Origin of the sequence: Geobacillus uzenensis (genome assembly GCF_002217665.1) — a bacterium.
GTDB classification, from domain to species: domain Bacteria; phylum Bacillota; class Bacilli; order Bacillales; family Anoxybacillaceae; genus Geobacillus; species Geobacillus subterraneus.
Genome location: NZ_NEWL01000001.1, coordinates 173,377 through 194,452, shown reverse-complemented (window position 1 = coordinate 194,452; position 21,076 = coordinate 173,377). Strand labels below are relative to the sequence as shown.

General features: G+C 45.4%; 14 protein-coding genes, 1 other RNA gene and 2 pseudogenes. 10 read left to right on the top strand and 7 right to left on the bottom strand.

Annotated elements, in window-relative coordinates:
• The first annotated feature begins 360 nt into the window (after nt 1-360).
• From B9L21_RS00860 to B9L21_RS00850, 3 genes are all read left to right on the top strand, one after another.
• On the top strand, nt 361-951 hold the full coding sequence (locus tag B9L21_RS00860; RefSeq protein WP_063164807.1) for a DUF6230 family protein: 591 nt from the start codon (nt 361-363) through the stop codon (nt 949-951).
• Between the two features lie 15 nt (nt 952-966).
• Entirely contained in the window at nt 967-1,383 is a 417-nt protein-coding gene (locus B9L21_RS00855; RefSeq protein ID WP_225995603.1) for a DUF6114 domain-containing protein, read from the top strand.
• Between the two features lie 245 nt (nt 1,384-1,628).
• Complete coding sequence (locus tag B9L21_RS00850) at nt 1,629-2,078, top strand: staygreen family protein (RefSeq protein WP_025039239.1); 450 nt, start codon at nt 1,629-1,631, stop codon at nt 2,076-2,078.
• 139 nt (nt 2,079-2,217) lie between these two features.
• Here B9L21_RS00850 and B9L21_RS17830 read toward each other — a convergent pair whose 3' ends face one another.
• The gene (locus B9L21_RS17830; protein ID WP_021321748.1) at nt 2,218-2,562 is read right to left on the bottom strand and encodes a hypothetical protein; all 345 of its coding nucleotides are present in this window, start codon (nt 2,560-2,562) and stop codon (nt 2,218-2,220) included.
• 292 nt (nt 2,563-2,854) lie between these two features.
• On the opposite strand from B9L21_RS17830, the gene B9L21_RS00840 reads away from it, so the two are divergent.
• The 6 genes and pseudogenes from B9L21_RS00840 to B9L21_RS17820 form a co-directional block, all read left to right on the top strand.
• Nucleotides 2,855-8,560 (top strand): DNRLRE domain-containing protein, encoded by a 5,706-nt coding sequence (locus tag B9L21_RS00840; protein WP_082816510.1) that lies wholly within the window; start codon nt 2,855-2,857, stop codon nt 8,558-8,560.
• Nucleotides 8,561-8,802: 242 nt separating this feature from the next.
• The gene (locus B9L21_RS00835; RefSeq protein ID WP_006324175.1) at nt 8,803-9,756 is read left to right on the top strand and encodes a hypothetical protein; all 954 of its coding nucleotides are present in this window, start codon (nt 8,803-8,805) and stop codon (nt 9,754-9,756) included.
• 163 nt (nt 9,757-9,919) lie between these two features.
• Nucleotides 9,920-10,879: an RHS repeat domain-containing protein gene (locus tag B9L21_RS17825; protein WP_063164806.1), complete on the top strand. Its 960-nt coding sequence runs from the start codon at nt 9,920-9,922 to the stop codon at nt 10,877-10,879.
• A gap of 680 nt (nt 10,880-11,559) precedes the next feature.
• A complete protein-coding gene (locus tag B9L21_RS17180; protein WP_043968622.1) occupies nt 11,560-11,802 on the top strand; it encodes a hypothetical protein in 243 nt (80 codons plus the stop codon).
• A gap of 208 nt (nt 11,803-12,010) precedes the next feature.
• Nucleotides 12,011-13,198, top strand: a pseudogene (locus tag B9L21_RS00825) (IS701 family transposase).
• Between the two features lie 248 nt (nt 13,199-13,446).
• Nucleotides 13,447-13,545: pseudogene (locus tag B9L21_RS17820) on the top strand (transposase); the annotation flags it as partial.
• A 788-nt stretch (nt 13,546-14,333) separates the two neighbouring features.
• Here the strand turns inward: B9L21_RS17820 and ssrA are convergent.
• The 5 genes from ssrA to secG form a co-directional block, all read right to left on the bottom strand.
• Nucleotides 14,334-14,685, bottom strand: a transfer-messenger RNA (tmRNA) gene (gene ssrA, locus B9L21_RS00815).
• Between the two features lie 223 nt (nt 14,686-14,908).
• Entirely contained in the window at nt 14,909-15,376 is a 468-nt protein-coding gene (gene smpB, locus B9L21_RS00810; RefSeq protein ID WP_063164804.1) for an SsrA-binding protein SmpB, read from the bottom strand.
• 79 nt (nt 15,377-15,455) lie between these two features.
• Complete coding sequence (gene rnr, locus B9L21_RS00805) at nt 15,456-17,726, bottom strand: ribonuclease R (RefSeq protein WP_063164803.1); 2,271 nt, start codon at nt 17,724-17,726, stop codon at nt 15,456-15,458.
• A 23-nt stretch (nt 17,727-17,749) separates the two neighbouring features.
• Nucleotides 17,750-18,490, bottom strand: coding sequence for a carboxylesterase (gene estA / locus B9L21_RS00800; protein ID WP_063164802.1), 741 nt, complete (start codon nt 18,488-18,490; stop codon nt 17,750-17,752).
• Between the two features lie 74 nt (nt 18,491-18,564).
• Nucleotides 18,565-18,801, bottom strand: coding sequence for a preprotein translocase subunit SecG (gene secG, locus B9L21_RS00795; protein WP_063164801.1), 237 nt, complete (start codon nt 18,799-18,801; stop codon nt 18,565-18,567).
• Between the two features lie 445 nt (nt 18,802-19,246).
• Between secG and B9L21_RS00790 the strand changes: the two genes are divergently transcribed.
• On the top strand, nt 19,247-19,462 hold the full coding sequence (locus B9L21_RS00790; protein ID WP_031407171.1) for a hypothetical protein: 216 nt from the start codon (nt 19,247-19,249) through the stop codon (nt 19,460-19,462).
• Nucleotides 19,463-19,494: 32 nt separating this feature from the next.
• On the opposite strand, the gene B9L21_RS00785 is transcribed toward B9L21_RS00790, so the two are convergent.
• Nucleotides 19,495-20,994, bottom strand: a complete 1,500-nt coding sequence (locus tag B9L21_RS00785; RefSeq protein ID WP_063164800.1) for a carboxylesterase/lipase family protein — start codon at nt 20,992-20,994, stop codon at nt 19,495-19,497.
• Nucleotides 20,995-21,076 lie beyond the last annotated feature (82 nt).

Genomic DNA, 21,076 nt, shown 5'->3' with positions numbered 1-21,076 from the left:
AATGACGGAGAAACCAATGTTTCCTTCCAGCGCTGATATTTTATTGCCCCAAACTTCATCAAGCGATTGGCCCCCCTCCCACCCGGTATTGAGTGCCGAGTTTCTTTGAGGAGCCCGAAATGGAGTCAGGCAAAACTTGGCGAAAATCGCACGGTGTATGCGCTTTCACCTCCGAATTCCTGAGGCTTCTGCATCATGTGGCTGCCCATTCCCTTCTTTTGACCGTCACAACCCGGGAAGGAGCAGAAAAAAATCCGACAAACATAGGGATTCAATGAGAAAAATAATTGTCATAAAATTTAAACAGATTTACTAAAACGCTTACAACCATTCTCATTCAAAAGGGGGAGGAGAACAGCCATGGAAATGGCAACAAAATCGGTCATCATTGGGGGGCATACGGCGAAAAAGCCGCTGCTCGCCGCACTGCTCGCAGGGTTTCTGTTTCTCGGCGCCCTATTGTCCCTCTTCGGGATCACGGGGGTCGCGTACGCCTTGCCGCTCGGCGGAGTCGGTGAATTTACCGTCCAATTTGACAAGCTCAACGGGCAAGGCTTTAAAATGTACGGGGGGATGGCGGAATCTGGAGAGACGAAACAAACGCCGGTATTTGTCAACGAAATCAAAAATGCCAGCATCCAAGGACTCAAAATTTCCAAGGACTTCGAAGCGCTCGGTCTCCGCGTCGTCATTGAAGCCGGCGGAACAGTATCGATCGATGGGCTCGTGCAAAAAGCAACGCAAATTAACGGCAACATCACCTTCGGCAGCTTGACGATGAAAGAAAACTATGTAGGCGATGTACAAGATCCCGTTCAAAAAGCAGCACAAGAGTTCACCCAAGGAGCCGATAGCATTTCAATCGAAAACGGGGACTTAAAAACCGTTTATTTGTTCCAGCAAAAAGTTTCGCTTCCAGGCATGAAAGTATACTTTGAGAAACTGAAATAAGCAAGGATGATTGCTATGACCCGTTCCTATTGGCAGACGTTCAGGCGTTGGCGCCAGCGGCGGCCGTTTTGGGGAGCGACGCTTCTCTTGCTGTCGGGCTTGATCATTCTATGGATTCCAGCGCACTTATACGAAATTTCGCTCGTCCCGGGCAGCACCGTTTTCGTCGGCTTTTTCCTCGGCGGGATGGTGTTGCTTATGGCCGCGTTGTCCTACGCAATGCCGCGCCTGTCGACACTGTTTGGCATCATCGGCATGTTCAGCGCCATCTTGTCGATCATGGGCGCGTTAGGCGGCTTTCTCATCGGCACGATTTTAGGCATCATCGGCGGGGCGCTTTGCATTGCTTGGCGCCCGCAATGGGCTGAAACTGACGCTCCGCTGGCGCATGACGAGGCGGCTGCAGACAAAGAAACTGCCACCACCCAATGAAATCAAGCGAGAAGCAAAACCGAACGCGGATCGACCGTCCCGTTCGGTTTTGTTTTGTCATCGCCGCCAATAAAGGCACATATATATAAGTTGCAATAAAGATTTTCCGATTGTTCGATTCTGTTTTCCTTCATAACAAGTCATTTTGATAGAATGCGGTGGGCGCTCTACTGGATGTAAAACAAAGTTTCAACTTATATAGATGAATGAGATCGACCACTTTCCACAGAAGAAGGAGGACCGCCATGAAATACCTCTCTCCCGAGCGACTGCACGTCACCCAGACCGCTGGAATCACCCAGCTGTCACCAGTGAACGGCCGTCTGTACACCTTAACCCACTCGGACACGACTGGCACCTTATTCCTCACTGTCTCCCGCGCATTTGTCACTGATCAGCTCACTTCTCAACGCGATGAAGTGCTCGGTGAATGGAAACAAGCCGGGCAACAGCTAGTATTGTTTCTCTATGTATTCGTTGGCAACCGGCAAATGGGCCGGCAAGAAAATGCGCGCCGAGCGAACGTATTCAAGAAAGAATTGCCGTTGGCGCTCGAAGCTATTCGCTATGGCGACCGCGATTTTTTTCGCACGTACCCGTTTTGTGATTGGTGCCCGATTTTCATTCATTTCACTTCCGAATACCCGGAGCTCAACCGGACGGAATATTATGGCACTCCGTATTTGTATCGCTGACAACCGCTTCGGTGACGGGGCTATGCATCGCCGCGTTTTTGAGCAGTCGACAAACAAACCTCTTCCTGTTTCTCAACACCTTAAAATATCGGGCCAACGGTATTGCGCGCATTGTAAGAATTACCCTTAAGCATTGCACTCAAAGTGAGTGCCACTCTACATTCCCCGCCTCAATCATGATGATGTTCCCCCCGTCGGTGACTATTTTAACTTTTTCAAGCGATGAAGTGGCGGAAATAAGCACCACTTCCAATATTTCATCAGCATCAAAGTCTTTAACGCAATCTGTTTCAAAATATGTTACATCTTCAAAAACATTGAATCCTTCAATCATTTCCGGATCTTTCGTTTCGTCATAATCGAATTGTTGCCATTTGCATAACTCAGTTTCAAGAGATACTCTTTTGGTGGTCGAATCATATTCTACCTTATTAATTAAACTCCCATGCAAATGATATCTTTTAAGAAAATCAGATATTCTCATCATCTCTTCCCCCTTGTTCATCACAATGTTTGGGCTGTTGAGTATGTAGTTATTTCATGATGGCCGAAAAACAGAGGTGACAAGCTTTTTTCCAGACGTTAAAACTCAGAGAAAAATCGTGATGGATAAACTTTTGGCAATAGCAAACGAATGAGAGTGCGGGCGGGTTTTTATAGTCATCTTAAACGATTGATAATTTACATTATTTGGATCATTACGTATCTTTGTATTTCGTTGCTATAATCTTATTGACATCCGGATGATTAACATATCCTGAGAGGAAGGGAATAAGGTGGAAGGAAAGTCGATATTTAACTATCGCTATGTGGCTATGATTCTCTCATGTTGTTTAATTTTTAGTATTGTCGTCCCCCCATTTGCACAAGCTGCTCTTGGGAAATCGGAACGCGTAGTGCAAAAAAGCCGAAATATTGAAGCTAACATTGGTGATCTTCCCACGAAACGGCCAAAATCAAAATTAGAGCTCGAGAGCAGACGGACAAAGTATTCGACAAGATACTTGAATCCGGATGGAAGCTTTACTGAAGAGATATACCTGCAACCCCAATTTTATCAAGATCCTCTTGATAAGAAATGGAAAAAAATTAATAACGATCTAAAACCCAACGGGGCCGATATGTTTGAGAATACGGCTAACGCCTTCAAAGTAACATTCGCAAAACAATCGAGTCAACCTGAACTTGTTTCGATCAAAGAAAATGATAGAATCCTTTCGTTTATCCCAATAAATGCGAAAAATGTGCAAGGTGTTGCGAAAAATAATGAAATCATTTATAAAGGGTTATTTGAACAAACCGATGTGCGATATCGCCTTCAAGGCAATGCGGTCAAAGAGGATATTATTCTTAACAATAAACCTTCCAGCAATGCTTTTACTTTTGAGATGAAACTAAAAGGGGTAAAGGCTGTTGCTAAAAAAGACGGAACGATCGTCTTTGAAGACTCAAAAGGGAACCCTAAGTGGTACTTAGAAAAGCCATATATGTTCGATGCGAACCACAAGTATTCTGATCAAGTTGCCTTTCATTTACGTCAAAATAGCGGCAAAACTTATATTGATGTGATAGTAGATGAGAGCTTTTTACAAGATCCAGACACCATATATCCGGTAACGATTGACCCTACGATCAATGAATGGGATGTTTTGCGGGATAATTTTATTGCCTATAATTTTCCTGATTCTGTCTATTCGAGCAACACATACATGCATACAGGTTACAACAGTTATTTCGGAACGACTCGTGCTTTAGTGAGATTTTACCTTCCGAGTCTTCCGAGTGATAGTGTCATTTCCAGCGCTACATTTAATGCCTATCAAACAAATGCCGATGGTCAACAAGTATCTATTGATTTACATCGAATTACAAGCAATTGGTCTTCTTCTGTTACCTGGAATAATCAGCCTTCTATTCGAAGCACAAAAGAATCAACGACAACAAACAATACGGCCAATACGTACTGGAGCTGGGATATCACTCAGTTGGTCAAGGACTGGTACAATGGTATTCAGCCGAACTACGGCTTGATGCTGAAACAGCAGAACGAATCGTCTTCTCCATATCGCACATTTAATACGGTAAACAATAGTGTTAATACGCCGCGCATTACGATTAATTATTGGGTAGAGCCAATCGGCCAAGAATCTTTCTGGACGACCACTAAAGATGGGGTGAATCCAGCAAACGGAAACCTTGTTTTACAAACAACGGATCTTGCTATTTCTGGTCTAGGCGAAGATGTTGAATTTACGAGAACATACAATAGCCGAAAGTCCGGATCGAATGGGATGTTTGGTTATGGATGGATGTCTAATCTCGAAATGAATATTTGGGATGCAGGCAGTGGACCAGTTACGTTTGTTGATGGAGATAATACTCGTCATATTTTTGGTGAAAAAGTTGGCGGGGGATACGAAGCTGCTGGTGGTGTCTATCTCGATCTAATCAAAAATGGGGACGGCACTTATACAATAACCAAAACCGATGGTACGAAACTTTATTTCAATACAAATGGCAAACTTTCTCGCATGGTCGATACAAATGGGAACACGACTACATTGAATTATAATGCAAACGGAAAATTAGCTTCAATTACAGATGCATCAGCAAGAACGACGACGATTGCCTATGGAACAAACGGATATGTATCGAGTATCACCGACCCAGCAAACAGAACCATCTCTTATGAGTATGATGCTTCCGGCAACCTAACGAAAGTTACGGATGCTCAAGGAAACGCGACCATTTTTACGTATGATTCGGATCATAATCTAACAAGTATTAAAAATGCCCGAAATATTACGACGACAATTGGTTATGATACACTCGACCGCGTAACAAGCATTGAACGCCCTATTACGATTAACGGCGCACTTACAAATAGTACCACAAATTATTCATATGACAAAACCAATGGTGTTACGTCGGTCACAGATGGCGAAGGGAGACGGGTAGATTATACGTACAACGCTAACGGCAATATTATTCAAATCACAGAAAATCCTTTAGATGCTCAAAACAAGGCTGTGACAACATTCGATTATGATAATAACAATAATTTAACCCGAGTAGTGGAACCAAATGAAAATAAGGCGAATGGAACCGCAGCGTTCATTTATCAATATGACGAAAAAGGAAATATTGTCAGCGTTCAATTGCCAGAAAATCAGTCGGCACAATATACGTATGATTTGCAAAATAATCTTATCAAAGAGCAGGATTTCAACAGCAACGTCAGCACATTTGATTATGATCAAAATAACAATCAAACCGAAGCGATCGATCCTTATACACAATCAGTTTCACAGCGATACGATAATCTGGGAAATTTGCAGTATTCGACGTATCCAATGTCTACAGCTGATAACTTGGTAAGTAACTCTAGCTTCGAATTCGATCATAATGCGGATAATTGGCCAGACAACTGGACAAAGGCCGTAGAATCAGGGAAAATCGCTACATTCAGTTGGACGACAACAAGCAAATTTGGGAATAAAGCGATCAGCATTTCGAATTCGACCGGATGGGCGATTGTCAGTTCTGATAAGCAGCCGTATGATGGTGGAGTTTATGTGGCAAGCGGTTATGTAAAAACATCGTCCATGTCTGCCAGAGCTCTTATTAAAGTTGAATATTTTGATGCGCAAGGAAACTGGTTAAATCAAAAAATTTCTTATGGGTTGGCAGGAACGAACGATTGGACTCGGCTTCATGTCGTCGCGGATAATGCTCCATCGGGAACTCAGACGATTCGGGTATCTGTCGGTGTAAACGCTGGTTCTGGGACTGCTTATTTCGACGGGATCCAATTAGAGAAAGGAACGGTTGTCAGCGCCTATAATCTTGTTGATAATTCCAGCTTCGAGCGAGATATGAATAGTGATGGAATTCCTGACAATTGGACGACAAGCGGCAATTTATCAACAAATGATGGACTAGATACAACAGTTGCGAATATATATGTTGGAAGCAAGTCATTTAAAATCACAGGAGAGTCTGGGAAAAATAAGCATATTAAACAACGGATTAATATTTCTGGCGACAGCAACACTAAACTTACGTTGTCTGGATGGTCCAAACAAGAAGGAGCCAATCCAAACGGCGGTTACTATAGCTTGCAAGTAGCAATCCACTATACGAATGGTACAACCGATTGGGGTTATGCAAACGACTTTGATAAGGCGAAGACCGACTGGCAGCATGTGACAGCGGAAGTCAAGCCGAAACAAGCGTTTGATTACATTGAAGTGTATTACTACTATTTTAATCAAACCGGAACCGCATGGTTTGATGCGATGCGCTTAGAAGTGGGAGCTTCCCATACTTCTTACACGTATGATGCGAAGAAAAACTATGTAACCCAAATCAAAGATCCGGCAGGAGATACGGTTTCTTTCGGTTATGATGCCGTAGGAAATCAGACAAGTGTAACGGATGGAAAGGGAAAAACGACTTCTTATGAATATAATGCCAATAACCAATTGACAAAAGTCACGGATCCAAACGGCAATGTGACGACGTATGGTTATGACGGTGTAGGAAATCGTACATCGGTTAAGAATGCAAAGAATTATATAACCAACTATACGTATAATGAGTTGAATCAGGTTTCTGGTTTCACGAACCCGTTAAATCAAACGACGTCCTTTGCCTATGATAAAAACGGTAATCTCACAAAGGTTACCTACGCCAATGGCGATAAGGTATCCTATAGCTACAACGCGCTGAACCGCCTTGTTTCGATTGCTTACAATGGCTTGACGAAATGGACGTTGAATTACGATGCCAATGGCAACGTGACATCGGTCACGGATGGTAGTGGAAATACGATCACGTACACGTATGATAAGAATAATCGTCCAACACGAATCAGTAAAGGGGCATCTAATTCCATTGCCTATGGCTACGACAATAACGGAAACGTGATGTCCACCTCCATCACAGTGGGTACAACAACCGACACCATCGGATACAGCTACAACCCGTTGGATCAGCTAGTCGTGTTGTCCAGAAACAGCGCCAACCTTGCGAGATTTACGTACGATGAGCGAGGGAATATTTCATCCATCATCCATGCGAATGGCACCTATACCGCCTACGAGTATAATGATGCCAACCAGTTAAAATCGATTAAAAACTTTGGCGCGAACGGCAATGTCTTAAATTACTTCAACTACAGCTATGATGCCAATGGCAACATTACCAGTGTGGAAACCAACAATGGAACGATCACGTATCAATATGATGCGTTGAATCAGTTGACAAAAGAAACACTAGCAGACGGGACGACCATCACGTACGAATACGATGCTGTGGGGAACCGTACGAAGAAAATTGTAAATAATGGAACGACTACTACCACAACATACACGTATGACGCCGCCGACCAATTAACAGCGGTCAACGGACAAGCGTACACGTACGATGCCAATGGCAATTTAACGAACAACGGCAATAAGACATTTGTGTACGATGATGACAACCGTCTCATTGAAGTAAAAAATGTATCTGGTACAACCATCGCGTCTTTCACGTACGATCAGCTTGGAAGACGCATCAGCAAAACAACATCAAGCGGAACCATCTATTATCACTATGATGGTGACTCGAACCAAGTGCTATATGAAACAGATGCCAACAATAACATCGTGGCGGAGTATACGTGGGATTACCAAGGAAACCCAGTTACAATGACCAAGGGTGGGGTAACTTATTACTACCATATAAATGGTCACGGTGATGTCACGGCATTAACCGATGCAAATGGTAATGTTGTGGCACAGTATCAGTATGATGCTTGGGGAAATATTATTTCGCAAACAGGCACGATGGCTTCGTCTAACCCATATCGTTATGCTGGTTATCGTTATGATGAAGAAACTGGATTATACTATCTCATGGCACGTTATTATGATGCGAACATTGGTCGGTTTATTACAAGGGATACGTTCCATGGGTTTGAGGATGATCCGCAGAGTTTGAATCAATATGCTTATGCTAATAATAACCCTGTAGTGAATATAGATCCTGATGGGCAATTTGCCATGCTCATTCCTGCAGCTTATGCTGCGGCAGTGGCAGTTTTAGGCACTGCGTTAGTTTATTATGCAATTAAGGCACTTGATGCTGTGGGAGAATTAATTGATCAAAGTTTTGCTAGAGTAAAAACAAAACCGAACTATAGATCTAAATATGAGTTACATCATATAGTCGCACAAAAGGCCAAAAAAGCACAACCAGCTCGTAATGTATTGAGCAAGGTCGGTCTCAATGTAAATAATCCTCAAAACTTAATTAGCATTAAAACAGGGCTGCATAGAAGATTGCATACAAATAAATACTATGAAACAATTAATAACATCATGAATTATGCCTATAATAAAAAGTACAGTTATAAAACAAACAGAAAAAGAGTAATTGCAGCTCTTGATGCAATTAAAGTATGGTTAAAAACAAAGAGTTTCTTTTCACCGTTCTAATGGTGAAACTAGGTTGATTTTTCAGAATGGGCCGATTATAGCCTATTAGCATAACCATGCAAATGAGATTAACGTGGAGCCACTGCAGGTATGACTATAGAAAAGAAAAACGTCAGTAGACAAAATCCATCATACCCGTTACTCCATGTTAATCTCTATATTCTTAACCATTTAGAAGTTAAAGATTATACCTAAATCAAAACTTAAACTATTAGTGTCCTCGGTTAAGGAGGGATCAAAACATGTTTCAAATGAATCTAATAAAAAAACTAAAAACTTCTTACCGTATAAGACTGTCAGGAGATAATAAATTTTTATGTCATAATATGGATAGTAAGACGATTGTTTATGATTTAACGACTTGGGAAAAAATTATTGAATTAAACAAACCTAATTATCCAAGTGATATGAGGTTCTCTGAAAACAATAAATATTTATTAATTAAAAGCACTACAGGTACTATATATGTTTATAACACTGCGAACTTCCAGTTGGTAAAAAAGATCCAATCGAAAAAATCTTTTAAGTTGGTTGAAGGAGATACTAATTTTACCCAAGATAATTTAATGATTCTTTCTGTTCTAGAAACCAATGATGGGCAACAAATTGGAACTATTAACATTCATTCAGGGGAATACACGATACTCACAGAATTTAAAAACGCCATTACACTTATTTACTATAATCAATTCCTCAAAAATAGAAATTATCATTTATTTACATTAAGTTATGTAAATAACGAAACGGGTTATAGAGAGAATAAAATTGTTAAAGTTAAGGAACCAATTAACAAGCAGTCAATTGAGTTAAAAAGTCACCCGGAAATTTTAATTTGGGACTCTGTCATTTTCGACTCCATTCATGACGTCTACATCTTGGTAAACGGTTATGAAATAATCTTAGTAGACTCAGACTTTAAAAAGATTTTGAAGAGAGGACACATCATTGACAATGATTCTCCTATGGAACACATTGGATATTTCCAATACCTTCATCAATCAAATGATGGTAGGTTTATTGTAGTGACTTATAATGAAAGTGTAATTATCTTGAGATATGAGGATTTAAAAACCATATTAATTGAAAAAATTCCATATGCTTGTTTTGCTGAATTTAGTAACGATGACCAATATTTACTTGTTGGTACTTGGGAGAACGGGTACGTTTTAGAGAACAACTTACTAGAATATTTTTAGAATTGGTATCTGTACATGTCCTCTCCCATGGAACGAATACAATGCTGTCGGGAACCGTACGAAGAAAATCGTAAACAATGGAACGACGACGATTACCACAACATACACGTATGACGCCGCCGACCAACTAACAGCCGTTAACGGACAGGCATACACATATGACGTGAACGGGAATTTAACGAACAACGGCAACAAAACGTTTGTGTATGATGACGAAAACCGTCTCATTCAAGTAAAAAACGCATCGGGCACTACGATCGCAACCTATACGTATGACCATCAAGGAAGACGCATCAGCAAAACAACATCAAGCGGTACGACTTACTATCACTACGATGGCGACTCGATTCGTCTGTTGTATGAAACAGACGCCAACAACAACATCACAGCGGAATATACGTGGGACGCATTGGGCCGCCCGGTCACGATGACGAAAGCCGGAGCCACTTACTACTATCATTTGAACGGTCATGGAGATGTCGTTGCATTGACGGATGCAAGCGGAAATGTCGTCGCCCAATACGAGTATGACGCATGGGGTAACATTCTGTCCAAAACCGGTGCGCTGGCAACAGCGAACCCATACCGTTATGCCGGCTATTATTACGATGAGGAAACCGGGCTATACTACCTAATGGCGCGGTATTATGAGGCGAATATGGGACGGTTTATTACAAGAGATACGTTCCATGGGTTTGAAAATGAGCCGCAAAGTTTGAATCAGTATGCGTATACGAAAAATAACCCTGTTAATTCTATTGATCCAAATGGTCACTACTCAAAGCGACTTGATTTAGGGTTCAATAGTTATATTAAGGTAAATATAGGTTGGCAAGAAATATCTGTAACAATTAATTTAACTCCTGGATTTTTAATAAGTACAGGTATAGGCTTTGGTGCAGGTTTAGCCGCCAGTTATGTAATAAAACAAGTTTTGACTTGGTATCTATTCCCGGTTCTTTCTAATATCATATTAACTAAGGCAGCAGAAAAAGTTGTTAACTATTTAGCAAAAAAGCTTTCAAAATCTGCATTTAAAAAAATAACCAAAGGATATAACTGGACAAAAAAATCTATATTCTATACGAGCTTGGTAGTTCCAAATCTAATATTTAGGTATTAAATTCGGGTATTATTGTAAATTATCAAGTTAATTCGGAATAGAATGGTCATTTTTTTGCAAATCCAAACGGATTTTTGCACGTTCATCCAGCAAAAATCTGCGGAATTATGCAAATTTCCTCCCTTCTGTTTACAGAAAAAAACATTCGGTTGCTTAATATGGAGCCACTGCGGACATGTGTTCTAGGGAAAGGTGCGAGCACTAATCCTTGTTTTGCTAGGCATTGAACCAAACATGTCCGCTACTCCATGTAAAACGGATACATCTAATTTGGAGGTTAAATTCCAAATTAAAGTGATTGGCTGACGTACAAGGGAAATAATAATCTTTAAATTTATATTGCCATGATTTTGGGAAGGAATGTTTTATACACACTATAATGTGATTTTGTAAAGTGTGAGTAACAAAGAAGCGTTCGGGTATAGTCAGTTTCTCATCCAGCACATGAACTTTTGTAGATCTATCTCTTGATTGAGAAAAAGAAGTGCTTTGAAGGTAAATTGAATTCAGAAAACGGAATATTTAATTTTTAGGAAACACACTTAGTTCGCAAAGTGGAATTTGATTTAATGAACTAATAATTTAATGTGCCATATTATGATTAAGTTAAAAATGGTTGAAATGCCCCTTGATTGAAATTTTTAGATTTAAATAAATTAGCCATAAGGATGGTGTAAAAAATGGAATTAACCTTGATGTCAATCATTTTTATTTTAATAGGGTTGTCTTTAATATGGCTATCTATTTTTGGATCTAATGTAAAAATTAAAGAGTCTTCCTCTGGAACACCAACAGATGTTTCTGACTTTTTTCTTATGATGATTTATAAACTTTTCCCTCCTATAATTAGAAGGATATTTTTATTTTTGTTGGGATTAGGTATTGTAATTGGATTCATATATTTACTGTTTTTAGAATTCTAGCTGATGATACTATATAGATGTAATTAGGGGGGCCAGCAGATTCGCCATCCAGCAGTAGAAATCGAAAAATCGCCTAAAATAACATATTGACTGTAGATGAGTAAATTAGCTAACATAAATTTACAATCAAACAAAAAAGGAGACATGAACCAGACTCCTTGGTTAGAATAGATGTGCCACCAACTACCCACAAGGAGGTTCATGTTTTATGAATAGATTAGCGTATCATCAAGGAATCCACAAGTTTTTCATGATGTTGGGGTTGGCCTTGCATATCTCCAAACCGGTTTGGAAGCATCTCGTTCACCTTGTCGATGCCTTGACTACCAAGAGATTTTCGGGAACGTTGACCGATGTCCATCACTGGAGTTTTCATCCGAATCATCGAACCACGCTCAGCCACTTTTTCACGAAAAGCCCTTGGAACGAGGAAAGGCTGCTTGAGAAGCTTCAAGAGTGGGTTCTTCGCCAGATCGAACGCCTAGCCAAACGGACGAATCAGCCCCTTTTCCTTTCAATTGATGATACGATTTGCCAAAAAACGAAGCCTTCGTCACGGGCCACGCACGTCATTCAAGGATGTGATTGGCATTACTCCCATAAAGATCATCAAATGGTCTGGGGGCATTCGCTCATTTGGCTGATGGTGCACACCTTCACGCAAGCGTTTCCGTTCGCGTTCCGCTTGTATGACAAGAAGGCGGAAACAAGCAAAATGGACCTGGCGATCGAGATGCTTTCCTCGCTCAAAGGAAAACGGGCTCGTCCGGTGTATGTGCTTATGGATTCATGGTATCCGTCCAGGAACTCATCGAAGCCTGCCTGAAACAGGGATTCCATGTCATCGCGATGCTCAAGACGAACCGGATTCTCTACCCGAAAGGCATCGGGGTCCAAGCCAAGTCGTTTGCCCGCCATATCGAGCCAAAAGACACCCGCCTCGTCACGGTGGGTCAGGAGCGTTACCGCGTGTATCGCTATGAGGGGGCGATCCATGGCCTCGATGACGTATTGGTGCTGCTGTCTTGGAAGTCGGATCAGCCGATGACGCTGGAACATTTCCATGTCGTCTTGAGCACCGATCGGGAGCTAGGCGATGAAGAGATCTTGCGTTACGATGCCCAGCGTTGGACGATCGAATGCTTTTTCTGGCAGGCGAAAGAGCAACTGAAGCTGGATGGATACCGCGTTCGTCACATTCGGGCGGTGAAACGGTATGGGGTGACCGTTTTGTTGGCTTGCGTGTACAGCATAGCGGAATCCCAACAAAGACATCTCTGCCGGGCTGGACCTTCTTCGGACTCGGAAAGGACATAGCCTGATTGAGTTCATTTACAACGCGGCGAAGCAAGATATTGCCATTGATGTTGTCAAAAAACAGCTCCATGTCGCCTAAGGGGTACCCTGTTTGTCTCTTTGTTAATGGAAAATGTTGTAATGAAAATTGCTCATCTACAGTAACAATGTAGGAATTTTATGGGCAACTGCTAAGCCTTATGTAAAAAAAATATATGAAAAATGGCTCTTCACCACAAGTTGTACTTGATCATTTAAGGTAGGTGTGCATAGAGGGTACAAAAAATGCGAATTTTCCTGTATGGTAAAGGTGACCAAACCAAACCATGGAGGGAAATTCGCATGTACTCTAAGATCAAGCTGATGAAACGTCGGGGATACGGATACCGAAATATCCAGCGTTTTGCACTGCGGGTTCGGCTGGAAACAGCTAACATACTTTCATGACAGGTGCAAGTACATCTTTTGGTGATGAACCTGAAAAATATAAAAAATGGTTATAAAATATAATGAAATAAAGGAGTAGAATTTAATGGAGGAGGATTTTTACTGGTCTATATTTAATTTTTCAGTTGGAATTTTTGGGATTTGGATGTTTTTTTACACAACACGACAAAGATTTTTTCATAGCAAAACTTTTAGTCGTCTTAAATATATAACCCCATTGCCTATATCTTTTAATTTTTGGCTTATTAAAATTTTGTATTTTGTTGGCGGATTATTATGTGTTGTAGTTGGAATATATGGAATGGCTCGTCCATTTCTCTAAGTAATGAGTATCCATGATGCTAGTATTGGCATCATGGATCTGTTTTTAAAACGATACCGTATTACTTACTGTAGATGAGCAAATTCGCTAACATAAATTTACAGCCGAACCAAAAAAGCGACATGGACTCGATTCCTTGGTTAGAATAGACAAGTGCAGCTCTTGGCGGCGCTAGAGTTGAGGCCGCCTCCGAAGATTGTAGGCATCCATCCTCGCGCCTAGATACACGCCGGAAGAATGCCCAAATGCCTCTCGTCCCTTTGGCCTCAAGGGATGAGAGGCATTTTGTTTACTTGGTCACTGTCGAACTTGTATACAATGCAAGGCAAAAAACACGGTGCAAAATCCGCGCAAAATTTTCGCCCATTCGCTGGCTTCTTTCGGATTCTTGTAAAAGCAAAAACGACCGCAAACACGGTCGCATCAAGGGTTTCACGATTTCGCATCCGAACCGTTCGGATGTTGGAAATGGAGACGGTGGGAGTCGAACCCACGTCCAGAGGCATCGCCACTTAAGCATCTACGAGCGTAGTCGGTATATTTCGCTTCGCCGTCCGTTCCGCCTACCGACAGGCCTCCCGGCGGCTAGCCTGGTTCGTCTCTTCCCTCATCCTCAGGCGGCGGATTTGGGCGTAGCCCGCTTCATATGAGCCCCTCGAACGCCACGCGAGCGATGGCGGGAGGAGCTAGCTGCAGCAATTAAGCAGCTAAAGCGTAGTTTTGTTTGCCAGTTATCTTTAGGTGACGTTTTTACGAGGACGTCCCCCTCGGCTCGCCGCTTAAGCTCGACCTACCCCTGTCGAATCCGGATCGTCCCCGCGGTGCGAAGAGATCGGAACAGCTTAAGCCATGGATAACTGGCTGTTGCACTTTTTATTATACCATGGTTTTGCGCATTTTCAATGGGAATGTTTTCAACGTCGGTGAAAACCAATGGTTTTTTCCAAAAGGATGGAATTCGCTAGGAAAGAAGAGCCGATGTTTCAAGGCTTCCCCACTTGAGAAACATCGGTTTTGACTTTTTTATACGTCGCTTGCTCCCTACAGCTTTTGCCGCTCGCGGAACACCCGCTCGATTTCGCGCTGCGCTTCTTTCCGTTTCATGTCTTCCCGTTTGTCGTATTTTTTCTTCCCTTTGGCGACGCCAAGCTCCACTTTGGCGAAGCCGTTTTTGATGTACAATTTCAGCGGCACGAGCGTATACCCTTGCTCTTTCGTGTAGCCGATCAGCTTGTTGATTTCACGGCGGTGCAGGAGGAGCTTGCGCGTCCGCAGCGGATCATGGTTGTAGCGGTTGCCTTGTTCATACGGGCTGATATGCATATTATGGAGAAATACTTCCCCTTTTTCCACTTTGGCGAACGAATCTTTTAAGTTGACGCGCCCGTTGCGGATCGATTTAATTTCCGTCCCTTGCAAAACGAGACCCGCTTCATACGTTTCTTCAATAAAATAATCATGGCGCGCTTTTTTGTTTTGCGCGATCACTTTTCCTTCCCCTTTTGGCATACACGTCCTCCTCCTCATCGTAGCGCTTTTATTGTACCAAAAACGAAAAAGAAGGAAAAGCCGCCTGCTCGGCTTTCCCTTACCGTTTTTTCTTTTTCTTCTTTTTTGCTTTGGCGCCGCGATTCGTGTTGTGATTCTTTTTCGCTTCTGCTTTTGCTTTCTTTTGCTTTTTCCCTTCGATGACGACCGGAGCGGCTTTCGCTTTCGACGGGCGGCGTCCTTTCATGCCGACGACTTCAAAGTCGACGATCCGCTCGTCTTTGTTGACGTTGATGACGCGGACGGTAATCTCATCGCCGATGCGGTACATTTTCCCCGTCCGCTCGCCGATCATCGCGTAGCTGCGCTCGTCGTAGCGGTAATAATCGTCCGTTAAATAGCTGACGTGCACCAAGCCTTCGATCGTGTTCGGGAGTTCGACGAACAAGCCGAAGTTCGTCACCGAGCTGATGATGCCGTCAAATTCCATCCCGATTTTGTCTTCCATAAACTCCGTTTTCTTCAAATCATCGGTTTCCCGCTCGGCCTCGACGGCGCGCCGCTCCATGTTGGACGCGTGTTCGGCGATATCGGGCAGCTTTTCCGCCCATTTTTGCTGGGTGTCAGCATCCATCTGCCCGTTGATGAGATACGTCCGGATCAACCGGTGGACGATCAAGTCCGGATAGCGGCGGATCGGCGACGTAAAATGGGTGTAAAACTCGGTCGACAGCCCATAATGGCCGAGGCTTTCCGCGTCATAGCGGGCCTGCTTCATCGACCGGAGCATGACGGTCGAAATGACCATTTCTTCCGGTTCGCCGCGCACTGCTTCGAGAATTTGCTGCAAGGCGCGCGGGTGGATTTGGTTGCCCGTTCCTTTGACGACGTAGCCGAAGTTCGTAATGAACTCCAAAAAGCGTTGCAGTTTTTCCGGTTTCGGGTCTTCGTGAACGCGGTACATAAACGGCACGTTCAGCCAATGGAAATGCTCGGCGACCGTTTCGTTTGCCGCCAACATAAACTCTTCGATGAGCCGCTCGGCGACCGACCGCTCGCGCAAGACGACATCGTACGGTTTGCCGTTTTCATCAACGAGCACTTTCGCCTCTTTAAAATCGAAATCGATGGCCCCCCGCTTCATCCGTTTCGTCCGCAAAATGTCGGCGAGCTCGGCCATCAGCTCAAACATCGGCACGAGCGGCGCGTATGTTTCACGCAACGCCTCGTCTTTATCGACCAAAATTTTATTGACGTCGGAATACGTCATCCGCTCGACGGTGCGGATGACACTTTGGAAAATTTCATGGCGGACGACTTCGCCTTGCGGGGTGATTTCCATTTCACACGACAGCGTCAACCGGTCGACTTTCGGGTTGAGCGAGCAAATGCCGTTCGACAGCCGGTGCGGAATCATCGGAATGACGCGGTCGACCAAATAGACGCTCGTGCCGCGCTCATACGCTTCGCGGTCAATCGGCGAGCCTTCCTCGACATAATGGCTCACATCGGCAATATGGACGCCAAGTTTATAGTTGCCGTTCTCAAGTTTTGTCACGGTCACCGCATCGTCCAAGTCTTTCGCATCTTCCCCGTCAATTGTGACGATCATCTCGCCGCGCAAGTCACGGCGCCCCTCCAAATCTTTTTCCGTAATGACGTCCGGAACACGGTTGGCGTGCTCGATGACGTCATCCGGAAACTGCAGCGGCAAACCGTGCTTATAGATGACCGATAAAATATCGACGCCCGGGTCGTTTTTATGGCCGAGAATTTGGACGACTTCCCCTTCAGCGCTCATTCGCCCTTGTGGGTATGATGTGAGCCGGACGACGACTTTATGCCCTTCGACCGCTCCGTTTGCCGCGTTTTTCGGGATGAAAATGTCGTTGACGATCCGTTTGTCATCGGGGATGACAAAGCCGAAATATTTGCTTTCCGTGTATGTACCGACGACTTCTTTCACCCCGCGCTCCAAAATGCGGACGATCGTCCCCTCGCGGCGCGCTCCGGCGGAGTCGGCCTGAACGCGAACAAGCACCGTGTCGCCGTGCATGGCGTTTTTCAATTCGGACGGCGGGATGAAAATATCATCCATTCCCGGCTCTTCCGGCGTGACGAAGGCAAATCCTTTCGCATGGCCCGTCACTTTGCCGCGCACGAGGTTCATCCGCTCAGGCACACCGTAGCGGTTGCTGCGCGTCCGGACGACGAGCCCTTCCTCTTCCATGGCGACGAGCGTTTTGACGAACGTTTTAAATTCCTCAGCATCCGTAATGCCAAACGCTTCTTCGAGTTCTTCCACGGTGAGCGGCTTGTACGCCTCATCGCGCATAAACGTTAAAATTCGTTCGGCCAATGCGTGATCCATCAGCCATCTCCTCCTTTCCGCCGTTACCAATCTAACGACTCAAGAAACGCATAAATATCTTCATGCAGCTGGTCTTTTTCTTCATCAAGCGTAATGACATGGCCGGATTGTTCATACCATTTGATTTGCTTGATCGGCGATTCAATTTCGTTGTAAATGATGTTGGCGCTGTCTGGGTTGATCATTTCGTCATGGCGCGCCTGAACGACAAACGTCGGCGCGTAAATCAAATCAAGGTGGCCGCGCACATCAGCAATAAGCTCTTGCAACGCTTTCAATGTGTTCATCGGCGTTTGTTTGAACTGCTCCATTTCCTGTTCAATTTGTTCTGCCGATTTTCCTTCCCGTTTTTTGTATTCGCGCGCATACTCGAGCACACCTTCATACATCGTTTCTTCGCTTTTGATATACATCGGTGCGCACATCGTCACAATGCCTTCTATAGGTACAGTGTAACCTAATTTTAAGGAAAATACGCCTCCAAGCGACAACCCGGCGACCGCGATGTTTTCGTAGCCTTTGTTTTTCAAAAACTGATACCCGTTCATCACATCTTGCCACCAATCGTCCGGACCGGTATGGACGAGCTCTTCCGGCGGCACGCCGTGCCCTTTGTAAATCGGCGCATGGCACGTGTAGCCTTTTGATTCGAGAAAGCGTCCGAGCATCCGGACATCTGCGGAGTTGCCGGTGAACCCGTGCAAAAGCAAAACGGCGCGCTCCCCAGCTTCAAAGAAAAACGGTTTTGGCGGAACAATTTTCATCATCGTTCTCCTTCCTCTCTGGATGAAATAGAAAAGGCAGCCCGTTTCTTATCAGGACCGCCCCCGCTTTTCGCTTATGATGGTTGGACATATGTGACGAGAATCGTCAATACGAAAAACAAAATGGCCAACACGACCGTTACGCGCTGAAACACGGCATCGAGCCCGCGCGCTTTCTGTTTGCCAAACAGCTGCTCGGCACCGCCGGTAATCGCTCCCGACAGCCCGGCGCTTCGGCCTGACTGCAGCAACACAACGACGATCAGCGCAATCGACACAATCACAAGCAGCGTCACAAGCAAGGCATGCATGCTTGACACCTCCAACGACCTACGTTGCAATAGTTTTACTATACCATAGATCGCCGTTGGCGGCAACTGGCGAGCCTGTCTCAACACGCCGAAAGGCATAGATTCACTTTTTTTAAATCCGGAAGATGCTGAAATGGAGGAAATCGATGAAATCATTGACGAATGCTTGGCAAAAATCGCAACGTATCTGACTTGATCGGCCTGGTGGCAACGGAAGAATGGAACGGTGTTGAAGGAAAGACTGCGTTTCCTGTCTTTGCAAGACAGCTGAATCGAAGAGCAGGGGCCAAAAAAATTCTTCGCCCCTACCCCTTTGCATAGATGGGGGAACGCTTCGTCCTCCATCTGCTTGACGCTCCATGCCTCGGGCGCGGTATGATCATTGTCGTCCGCAGCCGAAATGAGTTACAATGAAAGCAAATCGGCAACGACGGGAGGGACTCCAATGGCAAGACCAGACGAACGAGTCGTCATCGCGATTGACGGCTATCAATTCAAACGGGCGCGGGAGGCGAAGGAAGGGAAAATTTTCGTCACGTCGCCGATCGGGGCGAACTTTACGTTTGACGTCAACGTCATGCGGAAGCTGCTTGAGGCGATCGACCGCGACCCGGCGCTGGCGGAACAGTTCGGGCTTCCTTCACCGGGAGCAAACGAATAACAAAGGAACGGCGGTTGGCCGTTCCTTTTTCCTTATGCGCGCGTCATCCACGCTTCCCGCTCGCGGCCGAACGGGTCGTCCTCGACATGGCTGGCGGCCGAAAAGACAAAGGCCGCCTTGCGCTCGCTCGTATACGCCGGCCATGCTTCCGGCAAGTGAGCACCGTTCGGGTCTCCGGTGCGGGCAAGCGAGAGCCAAGCGTAATGCATTTCATTGGCGATCGCCTCGCGCTCCGGCCGGTTGCCGACGAAATTCGCGACGCCCGGCTGATGGAGATTGTGAAACACAAACGGCAGCTCGAGCGCGTGGCATGCTTTCAGCTGGCCGCCGAACACCGGCGTCTCATAGTCAAAGCGGTACATGTACACATCCGCCCCTTGCGCCGCTTGGGCGTCCGCCGTCCGCAGCATCCCCTCGACAAAAACGCGGTACGTCATGATACGAAGCCACGTTTGCCAGGCGGGCGCTGACGCATCCGCCGTTTCCTTGTAATAGCGGATTGCCGCATCCGGAATCGGCCCGACTTCACGGTTGATCCGGTCAAGCAGTTCTTTTTCGCCAAGCTTTGTCCAAGACGGATCGGTCAACGTAAATAAATGGTACTCGTCTTTCGTCACGCCAATCAAGATCGGAACACCGCTGGCCGCCCCATCGCGGAGCGCTTCGATCGGATGGCGGCGCAGCACATGTCCGTCAATCACCGGGCCATACGTGATTCCTGGGCCAAGCGACATCGCCGCCTGCAACAGTTCGTTGGCTGGAATCGACAACAGCCGATCACGGTCGCCTAGACGGACGCCGGCGCGCTCGAGAATACGCTCGGTCATGACCATCGCTGTCTCCGATGAACGAAGAAGAAGCGAACCCGACCCGCTTTGCAAAATGGCGCGCCGAAACAGTCCGCTGGCCTCCGGAAGCGACAACAGCACGCCAACGCTCGCCGCTCCGGCCGATTCGCCGAAAATCGTGATGTTGTCCGGATCGCCGCCAAACGCCGCAATGTTCTCCTTCACCCAGCGCAATGCCGCCACTTGATCCAAAATGCCGAGATTGCCCGCTTGGGCGTACGCTTCACCAAACGCATCACCGAGATGCAAAAAGCCGAACACATTCATCCGGTAGTTGATCGTCACGACAACGACATCACCGCGTTTCGCAAACGCCGCGCCATCATACCACGGCGACGAGCCCGAACCAAACAAAAAGGCGCCGCCGTGAATCCAAAACAACACCGGGCGCTTCTTCCCATCAGCCGCGGGCGACCAAATGTTCAGGTACAGCCCATCCTCGCTCGGCGGCTCGCTCATCCGCCCGAGCAATCCGCTGAAAATCGGATCCGACGGCTGCATGACAACCGGCCCGAACGATGTCGCCTCCCGCACCCCATCCCATGCCTCAGGCGGCTCCGGCGGCAAAAACCGGCGCTCACCGACCGGCGCTTTCGCGTACGGAATTCCCTTCCAAATGAAAACGCCTTCATTCATTTCCCCACGCAACCGTCCGTACCTTGTTTCAACAACGGTTCGCTCCATCCCCCTACCTCCTGAATATTCAAATGATTCAAGAAATATTATAAACCACCACCCCTCCCACGTCCATCGTTTTGCGCCCGCA